Here is a 17,321-nt window from a genome sequence, read left to right as displayed (position 1 = left end):
CCCGTTCGTGATCAAGATCAGGGGAACTAGGCTGTGCTACGTCCGTTCGAGTTCCTGCTGTGCACGAGAGGATGCCATGGACACCGTCAAATTCCGCCTGAACGACGCGCGACTGGCGCCGCGGCGGACGAAACTCGAGATTCCGGGCTGGGCCGGCAACCGTGAGCCGCGCAGCGATGGTTCGCGCGAGCAGGTCTGGCATTGCGTGCCGTTCTCGGAAGGCGCGCAATACGGGATCGAGCTGTTCTATCCCTATGATTTCGAGCTGCACGTCACCACGAAGGACGGAAGATTACAACTCGACGCCGACTGGGGTGAGCCGCCGGACAGCGGCGTGCAGTGGCCGCCGTTCCGGAATTTCGGCGACGCGTTCTACACCTATCAGATATTGCTCGATCTCAAGGTCGAGAAGGGCATGGCAATCCGTACCGAACCGCATCCGCGCTTCTACACCGATCGCTCCGACACCGTGCCGATCGCCGTTCCGGCGCTCGTGCGCAATTGGTGGCCGATGATGTTCTTCACGGTGTTCAAGGCGCCGGCGGAAGGGCGCACCCACATTTTCCGGCCGAACGAGCCGTTCGCCCAGATCATCGTGATTCCCGAGGAAGCGAACTTTCAACTCGAGCAGATGGGCGAGGAGGAGGCCGCCGAACGCGAATTGCAGGCGCGCCGCATCTACAACAATCGGCCCAAACTGGCCGCCGGAACGGAATGGACGTCGTCATCGGACACGGTGTTCGACGGCACATATCGCCATCTGCACCGCGCCGCAAAGGAGAAGGCGCGCAACGATTGAGCGAGATGCCGCATCATGGTTGACAAAACAACGGGGCCCGCGGGCCCCGTTGTGGTATCGCCGATCGGTCGCCATCGCTCAGTAATCGCGACGGTAGAAGCTGTGATGGTGATGGTGGTGATGATGGTGATGGTGGTAGCGCCGATAGCGCGGCACCACGATGACCGGGCGGTCGTAGTAGTCGCGGCGATAGTAGCCGTGATGATGGTGGTGGTGGTGATGGTGGTGGTAGTACTGTGCAAGCTGCACGTTCTCGCGGACCGGAGCGGGCGCAGCCTCGTCGAGCGCCTGCAGCTTTGCGGAGGCGTTCGAGATCGGCTCCAGCAGGTCCGCGTATGAGTTCGCCTGCAGAACGTCGGCCGGGTTCGGCCCAGGCGCAGCTTCGGCGGCACCGACCGCGCCGAACGCGGCCACCGCTCCCAGAAGTCCAGCGATTTTCCTATCCATCTTTGCTCTCCTCAAAAAGTCGCCGGACCGAGCGCCGGTTTGTAGCAACGCCAATCATTGCCCAATGTTTCGTGAACCGCGCATTAACGCCCTGTGACGGGATCGTGGCGGCAGGCACCCGCATCTGACACGGGACGGATGCCGATTCGCGCAAAGAAAACCTGCCAAAACAAGAATCTAGAGCGACTGATTCGATCAGAACCGAAGTGGCTCTAGCTTGCACGCGCGAGGAACTGAAGCAGCAGCCGGCTCACTTCGTCCGGCTGCTCCTGCTGCACCCAGTGGCCGGCGCCGTCGACCAGATGGCAGCCGATCATTTTGGTACAGGCCCTGGTCTGCATCGCCTCGAACACGCCGGGCCGCTGATAGGTGCCCCAATCCTGCTTGCCCGAGATGAACGCGGACGGCTGGTCGATGCTGCGGCCGCTCCAGGTTTGCAATTCCGAAGTGAACGCGCCTGACGTCCCGCAGCGATACCATTGCAGCCCGCCCTGGAATCCCGTGCGCTGATACTCCGCGCTGTAATAGGCGAGGTCGCGGTCCGGCAGCCATGCGTTGGCGGCGATCGCCTCGTGCGACGGCATCTCCTCGGCCACCGTCGCGGCCATGTCCTTGGCGAGGTCCATCACATAGTAGGTCGGCAGCTTGGCCAGCTCCCCCGCTGACCAGAATTGCAGCGGATACGGCTTGTTGTCTTTCCAGTCCGCGCTCTTGTGATGGTAGTAGGCGCGCAGGAAGTCGTGCACCCCCTGTGGGGCGCGATGCATGTCGGCATTGGCCGGACGCGTCGAATAGTACCATTGGTAGTGCTTGCGCGGACGCGGCAGCGCCGCCAGCTCGCGATGCACGGGGTCCTCGCTCGCGGGGTTCGCGGGCTCACTTGCGGTGTTGAACGGCAGCGACGGCGTTCCTCCGAACGGCGCGCTCATCATGACGACAGCGCGGAACACGTCGGGGCGGATCAGCGCGCACCATGCCGCGACCGACGAGCCGAAATCGTGCCCGATCACGGCATCGACGTGCGTGTAGCCGAACGCTGCGACCAGCCCGAGCGCATCGCGCACCAGATTGGGCAGGCGGAATGATGTGAGGTCGCCGTCATAATCCGCGCTCCAGCCTGTGGTGCGGCCATAGCCGCGCTGGTCCGGCGCGATCACGTGATAGCCGGCCGCGGCGAGCTTCGGCATCACCTTGCGCCAGGAAAACGCCAGCTCCGGAAAGCCGTGCAGCAGCAACAGGCAGGGCCGGCCGGCTGTTTCGAAGCCCGCCTCCAGCACATGCATCCGCAGGCCGTTGATCCCGTCGACATAACGTGAGCGGATGGTGGCGGGGAGCGGGACGTCGGGGAGCGTTTCCATCGTGCAGATCACCTGTTGGGCATCGCCGCAGAACCAGCGCATTTTGCTGTATGCTGGCGGCCATTGATTCACGATAGCAACTTTGGCCACGGGATGCATACCGCATGCGCCACGCGAGGATTGCAGAGCTGCCCGGCTGGATGTCGCGTCTCGGCCTGATGATCGTAGCCGCCGGCCTGGTGCTGATGCCTGCGGTCCGTGCGGCCGACATCAAGGAGCTCACCGAAAAATTGCCGCGCGCCTATATCGGCGAATTCCTGTGGGATGGCGACAACACGGTGCAGAACGTCGTCATCACCTTCGACAAGGTGCAGGCCCTGAACGAGCAGAATGCGGAGGCACGCGGCTGCGGTTCATATGAGGTCGGCCGTCACGTGACCAGGATCGGCGTGCAGATGTTCATCCGGCTGTCCGATCTCGAGGTCGAGATCTTTGAACAATCGCCCGATGGCAATGGAGCGTTCGAGACCGACGGCAGCCATCGCGGCAAGCTGTCGGAAGATTTTCAGCAGATCGACGCGCAATGGACCAGCACGGCATCAGGCAAGCACGGCCAACTGCACCTGCGTGCTGCGGCGTCGGTGGCATGCGGACCGGCGGAGGACTTGTAGTGCTGCATAACGCTAGAAGCGTTGTCCATCCTTCACCCTCCCCTGGAGGGGGAGGGTCGGCTCACAGCGAGCGAAGCGAGATGTGAGGCGGGGTGGGGTGATCTCTCAACACGGCAAGTCACCGATACGAGGGACTTTCACCCCACCTCGGTTCGCATTCCATGCGAACCAATCCTCCCCTCCAGGGGAGGATAAGAGGAATCACGCCTTGGCTGACGCCTTCGGCCAATAGCGGTCACGCAGATGCCGCTTCACCAGCTTGCCCGTCGGGGTGCGCGGCAGCTCTTGCTCGAAATCGATGCTCTTCGGGCATTTGATCGGCGACAGATGCTGGCGGCAGAATGCGATCAGCTCGGCCTCGAGCTCCTTGCCGGCCCTGGTGATGTCGTGCGGCTGCACCACGGCCTTGACCTCTTCGCCCATCTCCTCGTTCGGCACGCCGAACACCGCGACGTCGGAGACCGCGGGATGCGTGATCAGCACGTCCTCGGTCTCCTGCGGATAGATGTTCACGCCGCCGGAGATGATCATGTAGCTCTTGCGGTCGGTGAGATAGAGGAAGCCCTCTTCGTCGAGGTAGCCGACGTCGCCGAGCGTCGACCAGCCCTTGGCGTTGTAGGCCTTCTTCGTCTTCTCGGGATCGTTGTGATAGGTGAACGCGGGCGCGTCGGCGAAATAGACCTGGCCGATCTGCCCGGTCGGCGCCTCCTCGTCGTTCTCGTCCAGAATCTTGACCTTGCCGACCACGGCGCGGCCGACCGTGCCGCGGTGGGTCAGCCATTGCTGCGAGGTCGAGACCGTGACGCCGTTGCCCTCGGAGCCGGCGTAATACTCGATCAGGATCGGTCCCCACCATTCGATCATCTTCGCCTTGACGTCGACCGGGCAGGGCGCCGCGGCGTGGATCGCGCCCTTCAGCGATGAGATCTTGTAGCGGGCGCGTACCTCGTCGGGCAGCTTCAGCATGCGCACGAACATGGTCGGCACCAGCTGCGACTGCGTCACCTTGTGCTTCTCGACCTGCTTCAGAAATTCCTCGGCGTCGAAATGCTCCATGATGACGGAGGTGCCGCCCAGCACCGTTGCCATCATGTTGAAGCGCAGGGGGGCCGCGTGATAGAGCGGCGCCGGCGACAGATAGATGCTGTCGGCATTCATGCCGCACATGTCGGCGGTGAGAATCCGCAGGAACGGGCTCGGCACGTCAATCCGGTTTCCCTCGAACTCCCTCTTGATGCCCTTGGGCCGGCCGGTGGTGCCGGAGGAATACAGCATGTCGTAGCCGGCGACCTCGTCGGCAACCGGCGTGTTCGGCTGCGCGGCGGCCTCCTTGTCGTAGGAGCGGAAGCCAGGGGCCGGCTCGTCCATCATGTAGAACAGCGGCTCGCCCGCCTCGCCCTTGATCAGGCCCTTCACCTTGTCGGCGCATTGCGGTGTGGTGATGAATACCTTGGCTCCGCAGTCTTTGATGATGTAGGCGATCTCCTCTTCGGTCAGGTAGCGGCTGATCGCCGTGTAATAGAGCCCCGAGCGCTGCGCCGCCCAGCAGATCTCCATGAAGGCGAGGCGGTTTTCCATCAGTAGCGCGATGTGGTCACCGGCCTTCAGGCCGAGCGAGCGGAACAGATGCGCGCCCTGGTTCGAGAGCTCGTCGAGCTCGCGATAGGTGATCGCCTTGCCGGACGCCGCCATCCGATAGGCGATCTTGTGCGGATGGTTGCGCGCGTGGATGGACGGATGGGTCATTGTGTTTCCTCGGAGCATCAATAGTGGTCGTCCCGGCCTAGTGCGCAATTGCGCACGGGAGCCGGGACCATAACCACTGATTTTTGTTCTTGGACTGGGTTGTGGCCCCAGCCGGGCCTAACCACAAGCACCTGTGGCTATGGGTCCCGGCTCAAGGCCGGGACGACACTTTTTTCGTGGAGGCCCTTCGGACCTAATCGAACGCTTCTTACAGTCGCTCGACAATCGTCACATTCGCCATGCCGCCGCCTTCGCACATGGTCTGCAGGCCGTAGCGCTTGTTGCGCTGCTTCAGGGCATGCAGCAGCGTCGTCATCAGCTTGGTACCGGAGCCGCCGAGCGGATGGCCGAGCGCGATCGCGCCGCCATTGACGTTGAGCCGGGCCGGATCGGCGCCGGTGGTCTTCAGCCACGCGGTCGGCACCGAGGCGAACGCCTCGTTGACCTCGAACAGGTCGATGTCGTCGATGGTCATGCCGGCCTTCTGCAGCGCGCGCTGGGTTGCCGGCAGCGGCGCTTCCAGCATGATCACGGGGTCGCCGCCCATCATGGTGAGGTGATGGATGCGCGCCATCGGTTTGACGCCGAGCGCCTTCAGGCCCTTCTCGTTGACGACCATCACGCCGGATGCGCCGTCGCAGATCTGGCTGGCGCTCGCCGCGGTCAGCTTGCCGTTCTCGGCGATCAGCTTGACGCCCTTGATGCCGTCGAGGCTGGCGTCGAAGCGGATGCCTTCATCGATATGGTGGGTGTCGGTCGAGCCGTCGGCGCGGGTGATTGTCACCGGCACGATCTCGTCCTTGAAGTGGCCGGCTTGCGTCGCCGCGATCGCGCGCTGATGGCTGTTGTAGGAATATTCGTCGAGTTCGTCCTTCGATAGGCCGTACTTCTCGGCCATCATCTCCGCGCCGGTGAACTGGCTGAACACGATGTTGGGATACTTCGCCTCGATGCCCGGGCTCTTGTAGTGGCCGAAGCCGTTCTTGGCGGGCAGCGAGGAGGCGAGCCCCATCGGCACGCGGGTCATCGATTCCACGCCGGCGGCGATCACGCAGTCCATGGTGCCGCTCATCACGGCCTGCGCCGCGAAGTGCAGCGACTGCTGCGAGGAGCCGCACTGGCGGTCGATCGAGGTCGCGGGCACGCTCTCCGGCAGCTTCGAGGCCATCACCGCGTTGCGCGCGACGTTGTTGGACTGCTCGCCGGCCTGCATCACGCAGCCCATGATCACGTCTTCGACCTGCGCCGGGTCGGCACCTGATCGTTCGACCAGCGCATCGAGCACGGTCGCGGCCAGATCGGCCGGATGCCAACCGGAAAGACGCCCTCCCTTGCGGCCGCCGGCGGTGCGGGCGGCGGCGACGATATATGCCTCGGCCATGTCTGATCTCCCTGGTGTTTCTGGATTGGGCGGTTTCAAAGTTGGGCCGGATTTAAGGGGCGGCTCAGCATTTAGTCAATCAATCAATTAACTCTTGAGTGCAGCCCCGCCATGGGCTTATGTGCGGCCTCGATTTACCGGCGAGCCAAGAAACAGCCGGGGACACAGAGCGGGACCAGAGCGCAGTTGAATACCAGCGTACCGACGAAACTTCCGGCCGGCAAAAATGCCACTGCCGACAAGCTATTGGTCGCAGCCAGCGAGCTGATGATCGAGCGCGCCTCGATCGAGGTTTCGCTGTCCGACATCGCCCAGAAGTCGGGCGTCAACGCCGCGCTGGTGAAATATCATTTCGGCAACAAGGACGGGCTGTTGCTGGCGCTGCTCGCGCGCGACGCCGCCACCGAGATATCGCAACTCGAATATCTCCTGGCACAGCCGATCACGCCGTCCGCGAAACTGCGGCTGCATATCGGCGGCATCATCCGCGCCTATCACCAGTTCCCCTATATGAACCGGCTGATCCATTATCTCCTGCACGAGAGCTCGACTGCCGCCGCGAACGAGGTGTCGAAATTCTTCGTCGCGCCGCTTTTGGATTTTCACCGCCGGCTGCTCGCCGAGGGCATCAAGGCCGGCGAATTCCGCAAGATCGATCCGGTGCTGTTCTACACCAGCCTGATCGGCGCCTGCGATCACCTGTTCTTCGGCCGCCACGCGATGTCGCGCGCAGTCGGTGTCGGTCCGGTCACCGACGAGGTCTGCCGCGAATACATCAGGCACATGGAAGCCTTGATCTTCGGCGGCGTGCTGGAAGCGAAGGAATCGCGGATGGCGAATAGCGAGTAGCGGATTGGGAGAGGTCATCTTTTCCACTCGCCATTCGCTGCTCACCATTCGCCATAACAAGTCTAGAGAAGAAACGCCCAAGGAAAGGTTGTTCCCATGCAGTTGAAAGACGTTGCCGTTCTCATCACCGGCGGTGGCTCCGGCCTCGGTGCCGCCACCGCGCGCGCCATGGCCGCCAAGGGCGCCAGGATCGGCGTGATCGACCAGAACAAGGAAAACGCCGAGAAGGTCGCCGCCGAAGTGAAGGGCGTTGCCCTGCACGCCGACGTCACCGACGAGGAAGCGATCAAGGCGGCGATCGCCAAGGCCGAGGCCGCGCACGGCATCGCGCGCGTGCTGATGAACTGCGCCGGCATCGGCGGCTCGCAGCGCATCGTCGGCAAGGACGGCGTCTATCCGCTGGCGAAGTTCGTCCGCATCATCAACGTCAATTTGATCGGCACCTTCAACGTGCTGCGCCTGTTCGCCGAGCGCCTCGCCACCGAAGCCCCGATCGGCGAGGAGCGCGGCGTCGCGATCAACACCGCGTCGGTCGCGGCCTATGAAGGCCAGATCGGCCAGATCGCCTATTCGGCCTCGAAGGGCGGTGTCGTCGGCCTCACGCTGCCGGCCGCGCGCGACCTCGCCAGCCTGAAGATCCGCGTCAACACCATTGCACCCGGCCTGTTCCTGACGCCGCTGCTGATGGGTCTCAACGAGGAAGCCCGCAAGAGTCTGGGTGCCCAGGTGCCGCATCCGGCCCGCCTCGGCGATGCTTCCGAATACGGCAACCTCGCCGTCCATATCGTCGAGAACCCGATGCTCAACGGCGAAACCATCCGCCTCGACGGCGCCATCCGCATGGCCCCGCGCTAGCGGCGAGTTCCACTGTCGTCCCTGCCTTGCGCGCAATTGCGCGCTGGAGCAGGGACCCATACTCCGCGGCGTCTGTAACAGGCAAACCTGGCAGACGTCGCGCAAAACAACAAAAGCCTGTGGTTATGGGTCCCGGCTCGCGCTTCGCTTGGCCGGGACGACGGTCGGGAGGACCAAGCGCGTGTCTCAGCCGCTGCTGATCGAACATCACGATGGAGTCGATTGGGTCACGCTCAATCGTCCCGAAAGCCTGAACGCGCTCGATCCCGCGCTGATCGATGCGCTCAATACCTATTTCCAGGGCCTGCAGCGCAATCGCGACACCCGCGTCGTGGTGTTGAAGGGCGCTGGCGTGAATTTCTGCGCTGGGCTCGACCTCAAGCACGCGATGGCGCGCCGCGGCGGCCAGGCCGAGCCGCCTGGTGTCACGGAGTCGCTCGACTCGCAGCGCCGCATTGCCGACATCGTGATGCTGATGCGGCGCTGTCCGCAGCCGATCATCGCGCTGGTGCAGGGCGCGGCCGCCGGCGGCGGCTTCGCGCTGGCGCTCGCGGCCGACATCCGCATCGCGGCCAAGAACGCGCGGATGAACTGCGCCTTCATCAAGCTCGGCCTGGGCGGTTGCGACATCGGCACCAGCTACTTCCTGCCGCGCCTCGTCGGCGTGTCGGTCGCCTCCGAATTGATCCTCACCGGGCGCTTCATCCATGCCGACCGCGCGCTTGCGCTTGGCCTGGTGTCCGAGGTGGTCGAGGCGGCCGATCTCGACGTCGCGGCCAATCCTTACGTCGAGGCGATGATGACGGCCTCGCCGACCGGTCTCCGCCTGTCGAAGGAATGCCTCAACATGAGCGTCGATGCCGGCTCGATCGAGGCCGTGATCGCGATGGAGGATCGCAATCAGGTGCTGTGCAGCCGCTCGGAAGATTTCCAGGAAGGCATCAAGGCCTTTCTCGAGAAACGAAAGCCTGTCTATATCAGGCGCTGAGAACAGATCCTCAAAAGGACAAGAATTCCGGGAGACGCAAAATGGATGGAGACGCGGCGATGCTGACGAAGCCTGCCTTTCGCAAGGTGGACTGGCTCGCACGTGACATCGCGGTCGAGCGGCGCGCTGACGGTACCGTCGTGCTGAAGTCGCGGATCCCGTTGCAGGCTTACGAGACCCACATCCCGGCCTATCTCGCCAAATGGGCGGTGCAGGCGCCGGAGCGGATCTGGCTGGCGCAACGCGGCGGCCCCGACCGGCAATGGCGCAAGGTCTCCTACGGTGAAGCCAAGCGCACCGTCGATGCGCTGACACAAGGCCTGCTCGATCTCGGCATTGTCGACGGCCGGCCCGTCGCGATCCTGTCAGGCAATTCGATCGAGCACTCGCTGATGACGCAGGCTGCGATGCAGGCACGGCTGCCGGCCGCGCCAGTGTCGCCGGCCTATTCGCTGATGAGCCAGGATCACCTCAAGCTCAAATATCTCTTCAACCTGATCAAGCCCGCCGTCGTGATGGTGCAGGACGGCCCGACCTTCGAGAAGGCGCTGAAGGCGATCGATCTCACCGGCATCACGGTCATTCACGTCCTGCGTCCCTGCGAGGGGATCAAGAGCACAGCCTTTGCCGAGCTCGCAGCAACGCCGGTGACGGCTGATGTTGGCGCCTCGATCGCGAAGATCACGCCTGATACCGTTGGCAAGCTGCTGTTCACCTCGGGCTCGACCGGCATGCCCAAGGCCGTCATCAACACCCAAGAGATGATGTGCGCCAATGCGGCGATGATGATGCAGGTGCGCCCACGTGAAACGGCCGGCCCGATCCCGACCGTGCTCGACTGGATGCCGTGGAATCACACCATGGGCGGCAATGCCGCGTTCAACCCGGTGCTGGTCGACGGCGGCACGCTCTATATCGACGACGGCCGGCCGATGCCGGGCCAGCTCGAGGAGACCATCCGGAATCTGCGCGAGGTGTCGCCGACCTACTACGCCAATGTGCCGGCCGGCTATGCCGCGCTCGCGGCTGCAATGGAAAAGGACGAGGAGCTGTGCCGGAGCTTCTTCAAGAACCTCTCGATCATGGCCTATGGCGGCGCGCGGCTGCCCGACGATCTCTATGACCGGATGCAGGCGCTGGCCGTGAAGACCACGGGCGAGCGCATCGTGTTCTACACCGGCTGGGGCTCGACCGAGACCGCGCCGACCTCGACCGGCACCTATTGGGACACGGAGCGCGTCGGCCTGATTGGCCTGCCGTTCCCCGGCGTCGAGCTGAAGATGGTGCCGTGCGGCTCGAAATACGAATTGCGGCTGCGCGGCGTCAACGTCACGCCGGGCTATTTCGGCCAGCCGGACCTCACCGCAAAGATGTTCGACGAGGAAGGCTTCTACTGCATCGGCGATGCCGGCGTGTTCGTGGATCCTGCGGACCCGCTGCAGGGCATCATCTTTGCCGGCCGTGTGGTCGAGGACTTCAAGCTGACGACCGGCACCTTCGTCCATGTCGGCTCGCTGCGCACCGATGCGATATCAGCCGCGACCCCGGTCGTACACGATGCATTGGTGGCGGGGCAGGACCGCGAGTTCATCGGCCTGTTGTGCTGGCCCAACCTGCATGCCTGCCGCCAGCTCGTCGGCAATGCGGATGCGAGCTACGAGGACGTGGTCCGGCATCCCGAGGTGGTCGATTGCCTCAGGAAGGGCTTGCAGGCGCACAATGCATCTTGCACCGGCAGCAGCATGCGCATCGCGCGTGCGATGCTGATGGCCGAGCCGCCGTCGATCGACGGCAATGAACTCACCGACAAGGGCTACATCAACCAGCGCGCCGGCCTCGAACGCCGCGCCGCGCTGGTGGAGAAGCTCTATGCCGACAAGCCCGGTGATGAGGTGATCGTGCTGTGATGAAGCTGATGCTCTCTCAACACGTCATTCCGGGGCGCGCGAAGCGCGAACCCGGAATCCATTTTGCAGCGAGTCCGGAGCCCGATGGATTCCGGGCTCGCGACTTCGTCGCGCCCTCAGATGCGCAATTGCGCATCGGGGAATAACGAAGAACAAGTGACCGCAAGAAAAAGGTAGCCGCCATGAATTTCGATTTCTCCGACGAACAGAAGCAGATGCGTGACGAGGCGCGGAAGTACCTCGCCGAGCAGTGCCCGCCCAAGGCTGTGCGCGAGGTGCTCGACGGCAAGGTGCCCTACGACAAGGCGCTGTGGAAGGGCCTCGCCGAGATGGGCTTCCTCGGCGTCGCGATCCCGGAGAAGTTCGGCGGCGCGGGTGCCGGCCATCTCGAGCTCTGCGTGATCGCGGAAGAAATGGGCCGCGCGCTGGCGCCAGTGCCGTTCTCCTCCACCGTGTATCTTGCGGCCGAGGCGATCCTGATCGCAGGCAGTGACGCGCAGAAGCAGAAGTGGCTGCCGAAGATCGCCTCCGGCGATGCCATCGGCACGCTGGCGCTGTTCGAGGGTAAGGGCAACCCGTCGCCGAAGGCGGTCAAGGTCACGGCCAATGGCGGCGTGCTCAATGGCGTCAAGAAGCCGGTTGCTGATGGTGCGATCGCCGATTTCGCCGTGGTGGCCGCGCGCACCGGTTCGAGTGGGCGCGAGTCTGATATTTCCTTGTTCATCGTCGATCTCAAGGCCGGCGGTGTCGCGGTCAAGTCGCTGACCAACATCGATCTGACCCGCGGCCAGGCCGAGATCACCTTCAAGGACGCCAAGGCCGAGCCGCTCGGTGCGGCCGGCGAGGGCTGGAGCGTCATCACCCAGGTGCTGGATCGTGCAGCCGTGTTGATGGCGTTCGAGCAGGTCGGTGGTGCCGACCGCGCGCTCGAAATGGGCCGCGACTATGCGCTCGACCGCATCGCGTTCGGCCGTCCGATCGGCTCGTTCCAGGCGGTCAAGCACATGCTGGCCGACATGTATGTGTCGGCGACGCTGGCGCGCTCGAACTGCTATTACGGCGCCTGGGCGCTCTCGACCAATGCCGGCGAACTGCCGGAAGCGGCCGCTGCCGCGCGCATCAGCGCGACGCAAGCGTTCCAGCACTGCGCCAAGAACAACATCCAGGTCCATGGCGGCATGGGCTTCACCTGGGAGTTCGACTGCCACATGTACTATCGCCGCGCCAATGCGGTGGCACTCGGCCTCGGCAGCCTGTCCTATTGGGAAGACGCGCTGATCGACCGCATGCGCAAGAAGAACGCGGCGTAACCTAGCGCGTCATTCCGGGGCGCGACGAAGTCGCGAACCCGGAATCTCGAGATGAGAAAATAGCCTCTAGATTCCGGGTTCGAAGCTCCGCTTCGCCCCGGAATGACCGAAAGAGAACCGTCATGAATTTCGACGACACCCCGCAGGAGGCCGCATTCCGCGCCGAGGCGAAAGCCTGGATCGCGGCCAATGCGCCGAAGCAATATGAGGACGAGCTGCGCAAGGCCTCGCTCGGCCGCGTGCAGCTCAAGGGCGCCAACATTCTCGAGGTCGCCAAGGCCTGGCAGAAGAAGAAGGCCGATGCCGGCTGGGCCTGCCTGCACTGGCCGAAGGAGTATGGCGGCCGCGGTTCGTCACCGATCGAGCGCGTGATCTGGCAGCAGGAGGAGGGCCCGTTCGGCCGCCTCAGCTCGATGTTCATCATCGGCCACGGCATGTGCGGCCCGACCATGATGGCGTTCGCCGGCGAGGAGCAGAAGCGCAAATATCTGCCGCCGCTGGCCTCCGGCGAAAAGGTCTGGTGCCAGCTGTTCTCCGAACCGGCCGGCGGCTCCGACGTCGCTGGTCTGCGCACCCGCGCCGAGAAGCAGGGCGACGAATGGGTGATCAACGGCCAGAAGATCTGGACCTCGGGCGCGCATTATTCCGACTACGGCATCCTGTTGACTCGCACCGATCCCAATGTCGCGAAGCACAAGGGCCTCACCATGTTCTTCCTGGACATGAAGAGCCCGGGCGTCGAGGTCAGGCCGATCAAGCAGGCGAGCGGCGCCTCCGACTTCAACGAGGTCTATTTCACCGACGTGCGCATTCCGGACTCGCAGCGGCTTGGCAATGTCAATGACGGCTGGAACGTGTCGCTGACGACGCTGATGAACGAGCGCATGTCGATCGGCGCGGGCGTTGCCACCGGCTTCCCCGAGCTGTTCGACTTCTGCAACAGCCTGATGCTGGAGGATGGCCCCGCGATCGAGAACCGCGCGGTGCGCGCGAAGCTCGCGAACTGGGCGGTGAAGGCGAGCGGGCTGAAATACACCAGCATGCGCGCGATCTCCGCGCTCTCCCGTGGTGAACGCCCGGGGCCCGAGAACTCGATCGGCAAGCTGGTCGCCGGCCCGATGATCCAGGACGTCGCAACCTACGCGCTCGACCTGCAAGGCGCCGCCGGTGCGCTCAACGGGCCCGAGGATGCCGAGGTCGCCGGCAAGTTCCAGGCGATGCTGCTGCGCGCGCCGGGTACCCGCGTCGAGGGCGGCACCGACGAGATCATGCGCAACATCATCGCCGAGCGCGTGCTGGGCCTGCCCGGCGACATCCGGGTCGACAAGGACGTTCCCTTCAACAAGATCCCGACCAAGGGTCGAGCATAGAAAATCGTAGGGTGGGTTAGCGCAGCGTAACCCGCCATTTCGCAACAACGTTTCGATGGAATCGGTGGGTTACGCCTTTGGCTAACCCACCCTACGCAAAAAAAGAGGTTCGCCATGAATTTCGATGACACGCCGCAGGAAGCCGAATTCCGCAAGATCGCGCGCCAGTGGATCGCGGCCCATGCTCCGAAGGAGTTCGAGGAGGAGTTGTCAAAATCCTCGCTCGGCCGCATCAGGCTCGCCAAGCACGACATGGTCGAGGTCGGCAAGGCCTGGCAGAAGAAGAAGGCGGAGGGTGGCTGGGCCTGCCTGCACTGGCCGAAGGAATATGGCGGCCGCGGCGCCACCCCGATCGAGCGCGTGATCTGGCAGCAGGAAGAGGGCGTCTACGGCAAGCTGACCCAGCCGTTCCAGATCGGCGAGGGCATGTGTGGCCCGACCGTGATGGCCTGGGGCTCTGAAGACGCCAAGCGCCGCTATCTGCCAAGGCTCGCCTCCGGTGAGGAGATCTGGTGCCAGCTGTTCTCCGAGCCGTCGGCGGGCTCCGACGTCGCCGGCCTGCGCACCCGCGCCGAGAAGAAGGGCGACAACTGGGTCGTCAACGGCCAGAAGATCTGGACCTCCGGCGCGCATTACTCCGACTACGGCCTTCTGATCGCGCGCACCGATCCGAATGTGCCCAAGCACAAGGGCCTCACCATGTTCTTCCTCGACATGAAGAGCCCGGGCGTCGAGGTCAGGCCGATCAAGCAGGCCAACGGCATGCAGGAGTTCAATGAGGTCTATTTCACCGACGTCGTGATTCCGGACAGCCAGCGCCTCGGTGCGGTCGGCGAGGGCTGGAGCGTGTCGCTGACCACGCTGATGAACGAGCGCATGTCGATCGGATCGCGGCTCGCGACCGGTGTCCCTGAAATGTTCGAGTTCTGCTCCAATCTGATGCTGGAGGATGGCCTCGCGATCGACGATCCGGCGGTGCGCTCCAAGCTTGCGAGCTGGGCAGTGAAGGCGAGCGGGCTGAAATACACCAGCTACCGCGCGATCTCGGCGCTGTCGAAGGGCGAGCGTCCGGGCCCAGAGAACTCCATCGGCAAGCTCGTCTCCGGCCTGATGCTGCAGGACATCGCGACCTACGCGATGGACCTCGAGGGCGCCGCGGGCAGCCTCACCGGCACCGATGAGGAGCAGGCCAACGGCCAGTTCCAGCAGATGCTGCTGTCGTCGCCCTCAATGCGTATCGCCGGCGGCACCGACGAGATCCTGCGCAACATCATCGCCGAGCGCGTGCTCGGCCTGCCGGGCGATATCCGCGTCGACAAGGACGTGCCCTACAACAAGATCCCGACCAAGGGGCGTTAGGGGAACGTAGGGTGGGTTAGCGAAGCGTAACCCACCATTGGCTATCAACCACGTGCGATAGAGGCGGTGGGTTACGCCTTTGGCTAACCCACCCTACGCAGACAATGGGACGCGCAATGGACGCTGCAGTGAACCAACAAGAACGCATTGACGTACTTCAAAGCCTGCTCAACGAGCGCTACTCGGTGCGCGCGTTCCAGCCGCGCGAGGTGCCGCGCGACGTCATCGAGCACATCCTCGCCACCGCGCAGCGCACAGCGTCGTGGTGCAACAGCCAGCCCTGGGAAGTCCTGATCGTCTCCGGCGAGGCCAAGGAGCGCTTTCGCAAGGCGATCTATGCCGAGGCTTCGCGCGGCCTCGGCGAGGACTACGACTTCACGCCGCCGCGCGAATATGTCGGGGTCTATCTGGAGCGCCGCCGCGAGAGCGGGTTCCAGCTCTACAACACGCTCGGCATCGCGCGCGGCGACAGGGGGGCCTACGCCAAACAGGCGCTGGAGAACTACAATTTCTTCGGCGCGCCGCACATTGCCGTGATCCACACCAACGAGCCGCTCGGCATCTATGGCGCGATCGACTGCGGCGGCTATGTCTCGAACTTCATGCTCGCCGCCCAGGCGCTCGGGCTCGGCACCATCCCGCAGGCCGCGATCGCGCGCCATTCCGGCCTGATCCGCCGCCATTTCAACCTGGCTGGGGATCGCCGGGTTGTCTGCGGTATCTCGTTCGGCTATGCGGATCATGCGCACAAGGTGAACAGCTACCGCACGTCGCGCGCAACTGTGGCGGATACTGTCACATTTGTGGATGTATAGTTTCCTCAAGGCGGGAAGGTCGGTTCACCCTCCCGCCGAGGACAAGAAGAAACGACAAGAAGAACGACTAGAACAACAATGGCGAATAACGCCTCCCTGACGCCGGCGGAGATCAGCTGGCAACTGCACCGTCTGCCTGCGCTTGAGCGCGACGCGTTCATCGCCGCGCATTACTTGGGACAGCCCGTCGCCTGGCAGACCCGCTTCTTCGATGCGATCGACTGGGGCGCGGGCTCCGTGCTGCAATTCAGCTTCCTGCAACGCGGCTGGCATCGCCATTCCCGGCTCGACAACCCGATCTATGCCTATATCGACATCGAGCAACATCCGGAAACACGCGGCCTGCGCCGCGGCCGGCGGATCGATCTCGAGGGCACGATCAAGGGCGTCGACTTCGTGACCGGGATTACGCTCACGCTCGACCGGTTCGAGATCCTGCCCGTCAACTTTCTCGACCGCTTCGTCATCAGCTCCGACAGCCGCTATTAACATGCGCCCAGCGGCTCAACCCTTGCGTCCCGCCACGGCGCGGCGCGGCGGCGCGTCCGCATAGCGCGCGGCCATCGCGCCCGCCAGCTCCGCCATCTTCTCGCGCAACTCCGCGGGCGCGATCACCTCGGCCTCGGCGCCGAGCCGCAGCAATTCGGAGGCGGCGTGCCACACCGTCTTACCGACCGGCATGGTGGCGATCCGCCAGCCGTCGGTGTCGGCGGCTTCAGCAAGCCGCATCCGCGCCTTCACGTAAGGGTGGGCCAGCGCATCGAACAGTTGCAGCCCCAACGGCGACAGCCGCACCGTGGCCTCGTTCGGATGAAGCTCGGCCTCGAGCCGCGCGATCGAGGCGCGCCAGTAGGTGGCGAGATCGAACTCCGCCGGCCGCGCGAACGGCGTCTCCAGTGCGGTGCAATCCAGCACCCGCGCGACCCGGTAGGTGCGCACATTGCCGTCGACGAGGCCGGCGAGATACCAGCTGCCGCCCTTCAGCACGAGGCCGAGCGGCGCCACGCGCCGCCGCTTCTCGGCCTTCCAGCTCTGGTAGCGGATCTCGATCAGGGTCTCGCGCAGCACCGAGGCTGCAATGGCGCGCAGATGCTTCGGCTCCTCGGTCTCGCCGAACCAACCCGGCGCGTCGAGATGGAAGCGCTGCTGCATGCCCCGCGCGTTGGGGCGAAGATTCTCCGGCAGCGCCGCCATCAGCTTGGTCTGCGCCGCCGACATCGCGACATCGAGGCCGAGTGCGGCGGCGGGGCCGGGCAGGCCGGCCATGAACAGCGCCTCGGCCTCGCCCTGCGACAGCCCGTTGAGCCGCACCCGATAGCCGTCGAGCAGGCGATAGCCGCCCTCGGCGCCGCGGTCGGCATAGACGGGGACGCCGGCGGCCGAGAGCGCATCGATGTCGCGATAGATCGTGCGCACCGAGACCTCGCAGGCTTCGGCCAGCTCGGGTGCGGTGACCTGTCCCCGTGCCTGCAGGGTGGTGAGGATGGAAAACAGCCGGCTCGCGCGCATGGGACGATCATACCTGA

General features: G+C 64.4%; 16 protein-coding genes. 11 read left to right on the top strand and 5 right to left on the bottom strand.

Annotation, left to right across the window (positions count from 1 at the left end; translation table 11 throughout):
• Window positions 1-76 precede the first annotated feature (76 nt).
• The gene (locus JQ573_RS29275) at window positions 77-799 is read left to right on the top strand and encodes a hypothetical protein (protein ID WP_176528698.1); all 723 of its coding nucleotides are present in this window, start codon (window positions 77-79) and stop codon (window positions 797-799) included.
• Between the two features lie 78 nt (window positions 800-877).
• Here the strand turns inward: JQ573_RS29275 and JQ573_RS29270 are convergent, their stop codons facing one another.
• A complete protein-coding gene (locus JQ573_RS29270; protein WP_212311763.1) occupies window positions 878-1,246 on the bottom strand; it encodes a hypothetical protein in 369 nt (122 codons plus the stop codon).
• A gap of 212 nt (window positions 1,247-1,458) precedes the next feature.
• Window positions 1,459-2,604 carry an alpha/beta fold hydrolase gene (locus tag JQ573_RS29265; RefSeq protein WP_212312884.1) on the bottom strand — a complete coding sequence of 382 codons (1,146 nt, stop codon included), beginning with the start codon at window positions 2,602-2,604 and terminating at the stop codon, window positions 1,459-1,461.
• Window positions 2,605-2,708: 104 nt separating this feature from the next.
• Here JQ573_RS29265 and JQ573_RS29260 point away from each other — a divergent pair, with 104 nt between their 5' ends.
• The gene (locus tag JQ573_RS29260; RefSeq protein ID WP_212311762.1) at window positions 2,709-3,215 is read left to right on the top strand and encodes a hypothetical protein; all 507 of its coding nucleotides are present in this window, start codon (window positions 2,709-2,711) and stop codon (window positions 3,213-3,215) included.
• Window positions 3,216-3,416: 201 nt separating this feature from the next.
• On the opposite strand, the gene JQ573_RS29255 is transcribed toward JQ573_RS29260, so the two are convergent.
• Window positions 3,417-4,961 carry an acyl-CoA synthetase gene (locus tag JQ573_RS29255; protein ID WP_212311761.1) on the bottom strand — a complete coding sequence of 515 codons (1,545 nt, stop codon included), beginning with the start codon at window positions 4,959-4,961 and terminating at the stop codon, window positions 3,417-3,419.
• Between the two features lie 208 nt (window positions 4,962-5,169).
• A complete protein-coding gene (locus JQ573_RS29250; RefSeq protein WP_212311760.1) occupies window positions 5,170-6,342 on the bottom strand; it encodes an acetyl-CoA C-acetyltransferase in 1,173 nt (390 codons plus the stop codon).
• Between the two features lie 186 nt (window positions 6,343-6,528).
• Between JQ573_RS29250 and JQ573_RS29245 the strand changes: the two genes are divergently transcribed.
• From JQ573_RS29245 to JQ573_RS29205, 9 genes are all read left to right on the top strand, one after another.
• A complete protein-coding gene (locus JQ573_RS29245; RefSeq protein WP_212311759.1) occupies window positions 6,529-7,191 on the top strand; it encodes a TetR family transcriptional regulator in 663 nt (220 codons plus the stop codon).
• Window positions 7,192-7,287: 96 nt separating this feature from the next.
• Window positions 7,288-8,046, top strand: coding sequence for an SDR family NAD(P)-dependent oxidoreductase (locus JQ573_RS29240; RefSeq protein ID WP_029077953.1), 759 nt, complete (start codon window positions 7,288-7,290; stop codon window positions 8,044-8,046).
• Between the two features lie 181 nt (window positions 8,047-8,227).
• A complete protein-coding gene (locus JQ573_RS29235) occupies window positions 8,228-9,034 on the top strand; it encodes an enoyl-CoA hydratase/isomerase family protein (protein ID WP_212311758.1) in 807 nt (268 codons plus the stop codon).
• A gap of 41 nt (window positions 9,035-9,075) precedes the next feature.
• Window positions 9,076-10,941, top strand: coding sequence for an AMP-binding protein (locus tag JQ573_RS29230; protein ID WP_212311757.1), 1,866 nt, complete (start codon window positions 9,076-9,078; stop codon window positions 10,939-10,941).
• Window positions 10,942-11,123: 182 nt separating this feature from the next.
• Window positions 11,124-12,251: an acyl-CoA dehydrogenase family protein gene (locus JQ573_RS29225; RefSeq protein ID WP_212311756.1), complete on the top strand. Its 1,128-nt coding sequence runs from the start codon at window positions 11,124-11,126 to the stop codon at window positions 12,249-12,251.
• A 122-nt stretch (window positions 12,252-12,373) separates the two neighbouring features.
• Entirely contained in the window at window positions 12,374-13,621 is a 1,248-nt protein-coding gene (locus tag JQ573_RS29220; protein WP_212311755.1) for an acyl-CoA dehydrogenase, read from the top strand.
• A gap of 114 nt (window positions 13,622-13,735) precedes the next feature.
• Window positions 13,736-14,980, top strand: a complete 1,245-nt coding sequence (locus tag JQ573_RS29215) for an acyl-CoA dehydrogenase (protein WP_212311754.1) — start codon at window positions 13,736-13,738, stop codon at window positions 14,978-14,980.
• Window positions 14,981-15,096: 116 nt separating this feature from the next.
• Window positions 15,097-15,795, top strand: coding sequence for a nitroreductase (locus JQ573_RS29210; protein WP_212311753.1), 699 nt, complete (start codon window positions 15,097-15,099; stop codon window positions 15,793-15,795).
• 78 nt (window positions 15,796-15,873) lie between these two features.
• Window positions 15,874-16,284 carry a hypothetical protein gene (locus JQ573_RS29205; RefSeq protein ID WP_212311752.1) on the top strand — a complete coding sequence of 137 codons (411 nt, stop codon included), beginning with the start codon at window positions 15,874-15,876 and terminating at the stop codon, window positions 16,282-16,284.
• Between the two features lie 15 nt (window positions 16,285-16,299).
• Here the strand turns inward: JQ573_RS29205 and JQ573_RS29200 are convergent, their stop codons facing one another.
• Window positions 16,300-17,304 (bottom strand): YafY family protein, encoded by a 1,005-nt coding sequence (locus JQ573_RS29200; protein ID WP_212311751.1) that lies wholly within the window; start codon window positions 17,302-17,304, stop codon window positions 16,300-16,302.
• Window positions 17,305-17,321: the final 17 nt, after the last annotated feature.

Origin of the sequence: Bradyrhizobium sp. AUGA SZCCT0105 (genome assembly GCF_018129565.1) — a bacterium.
Classification (GTDB): Bacteria; Pseudomonadota; Alphaproteobacteria; order Rhizobiales; family Xanthobacteraceae; genus Bradyrhizobium.
This window is presented reverse-complemented; position numbering and strand designations above follow the sequence as displayed.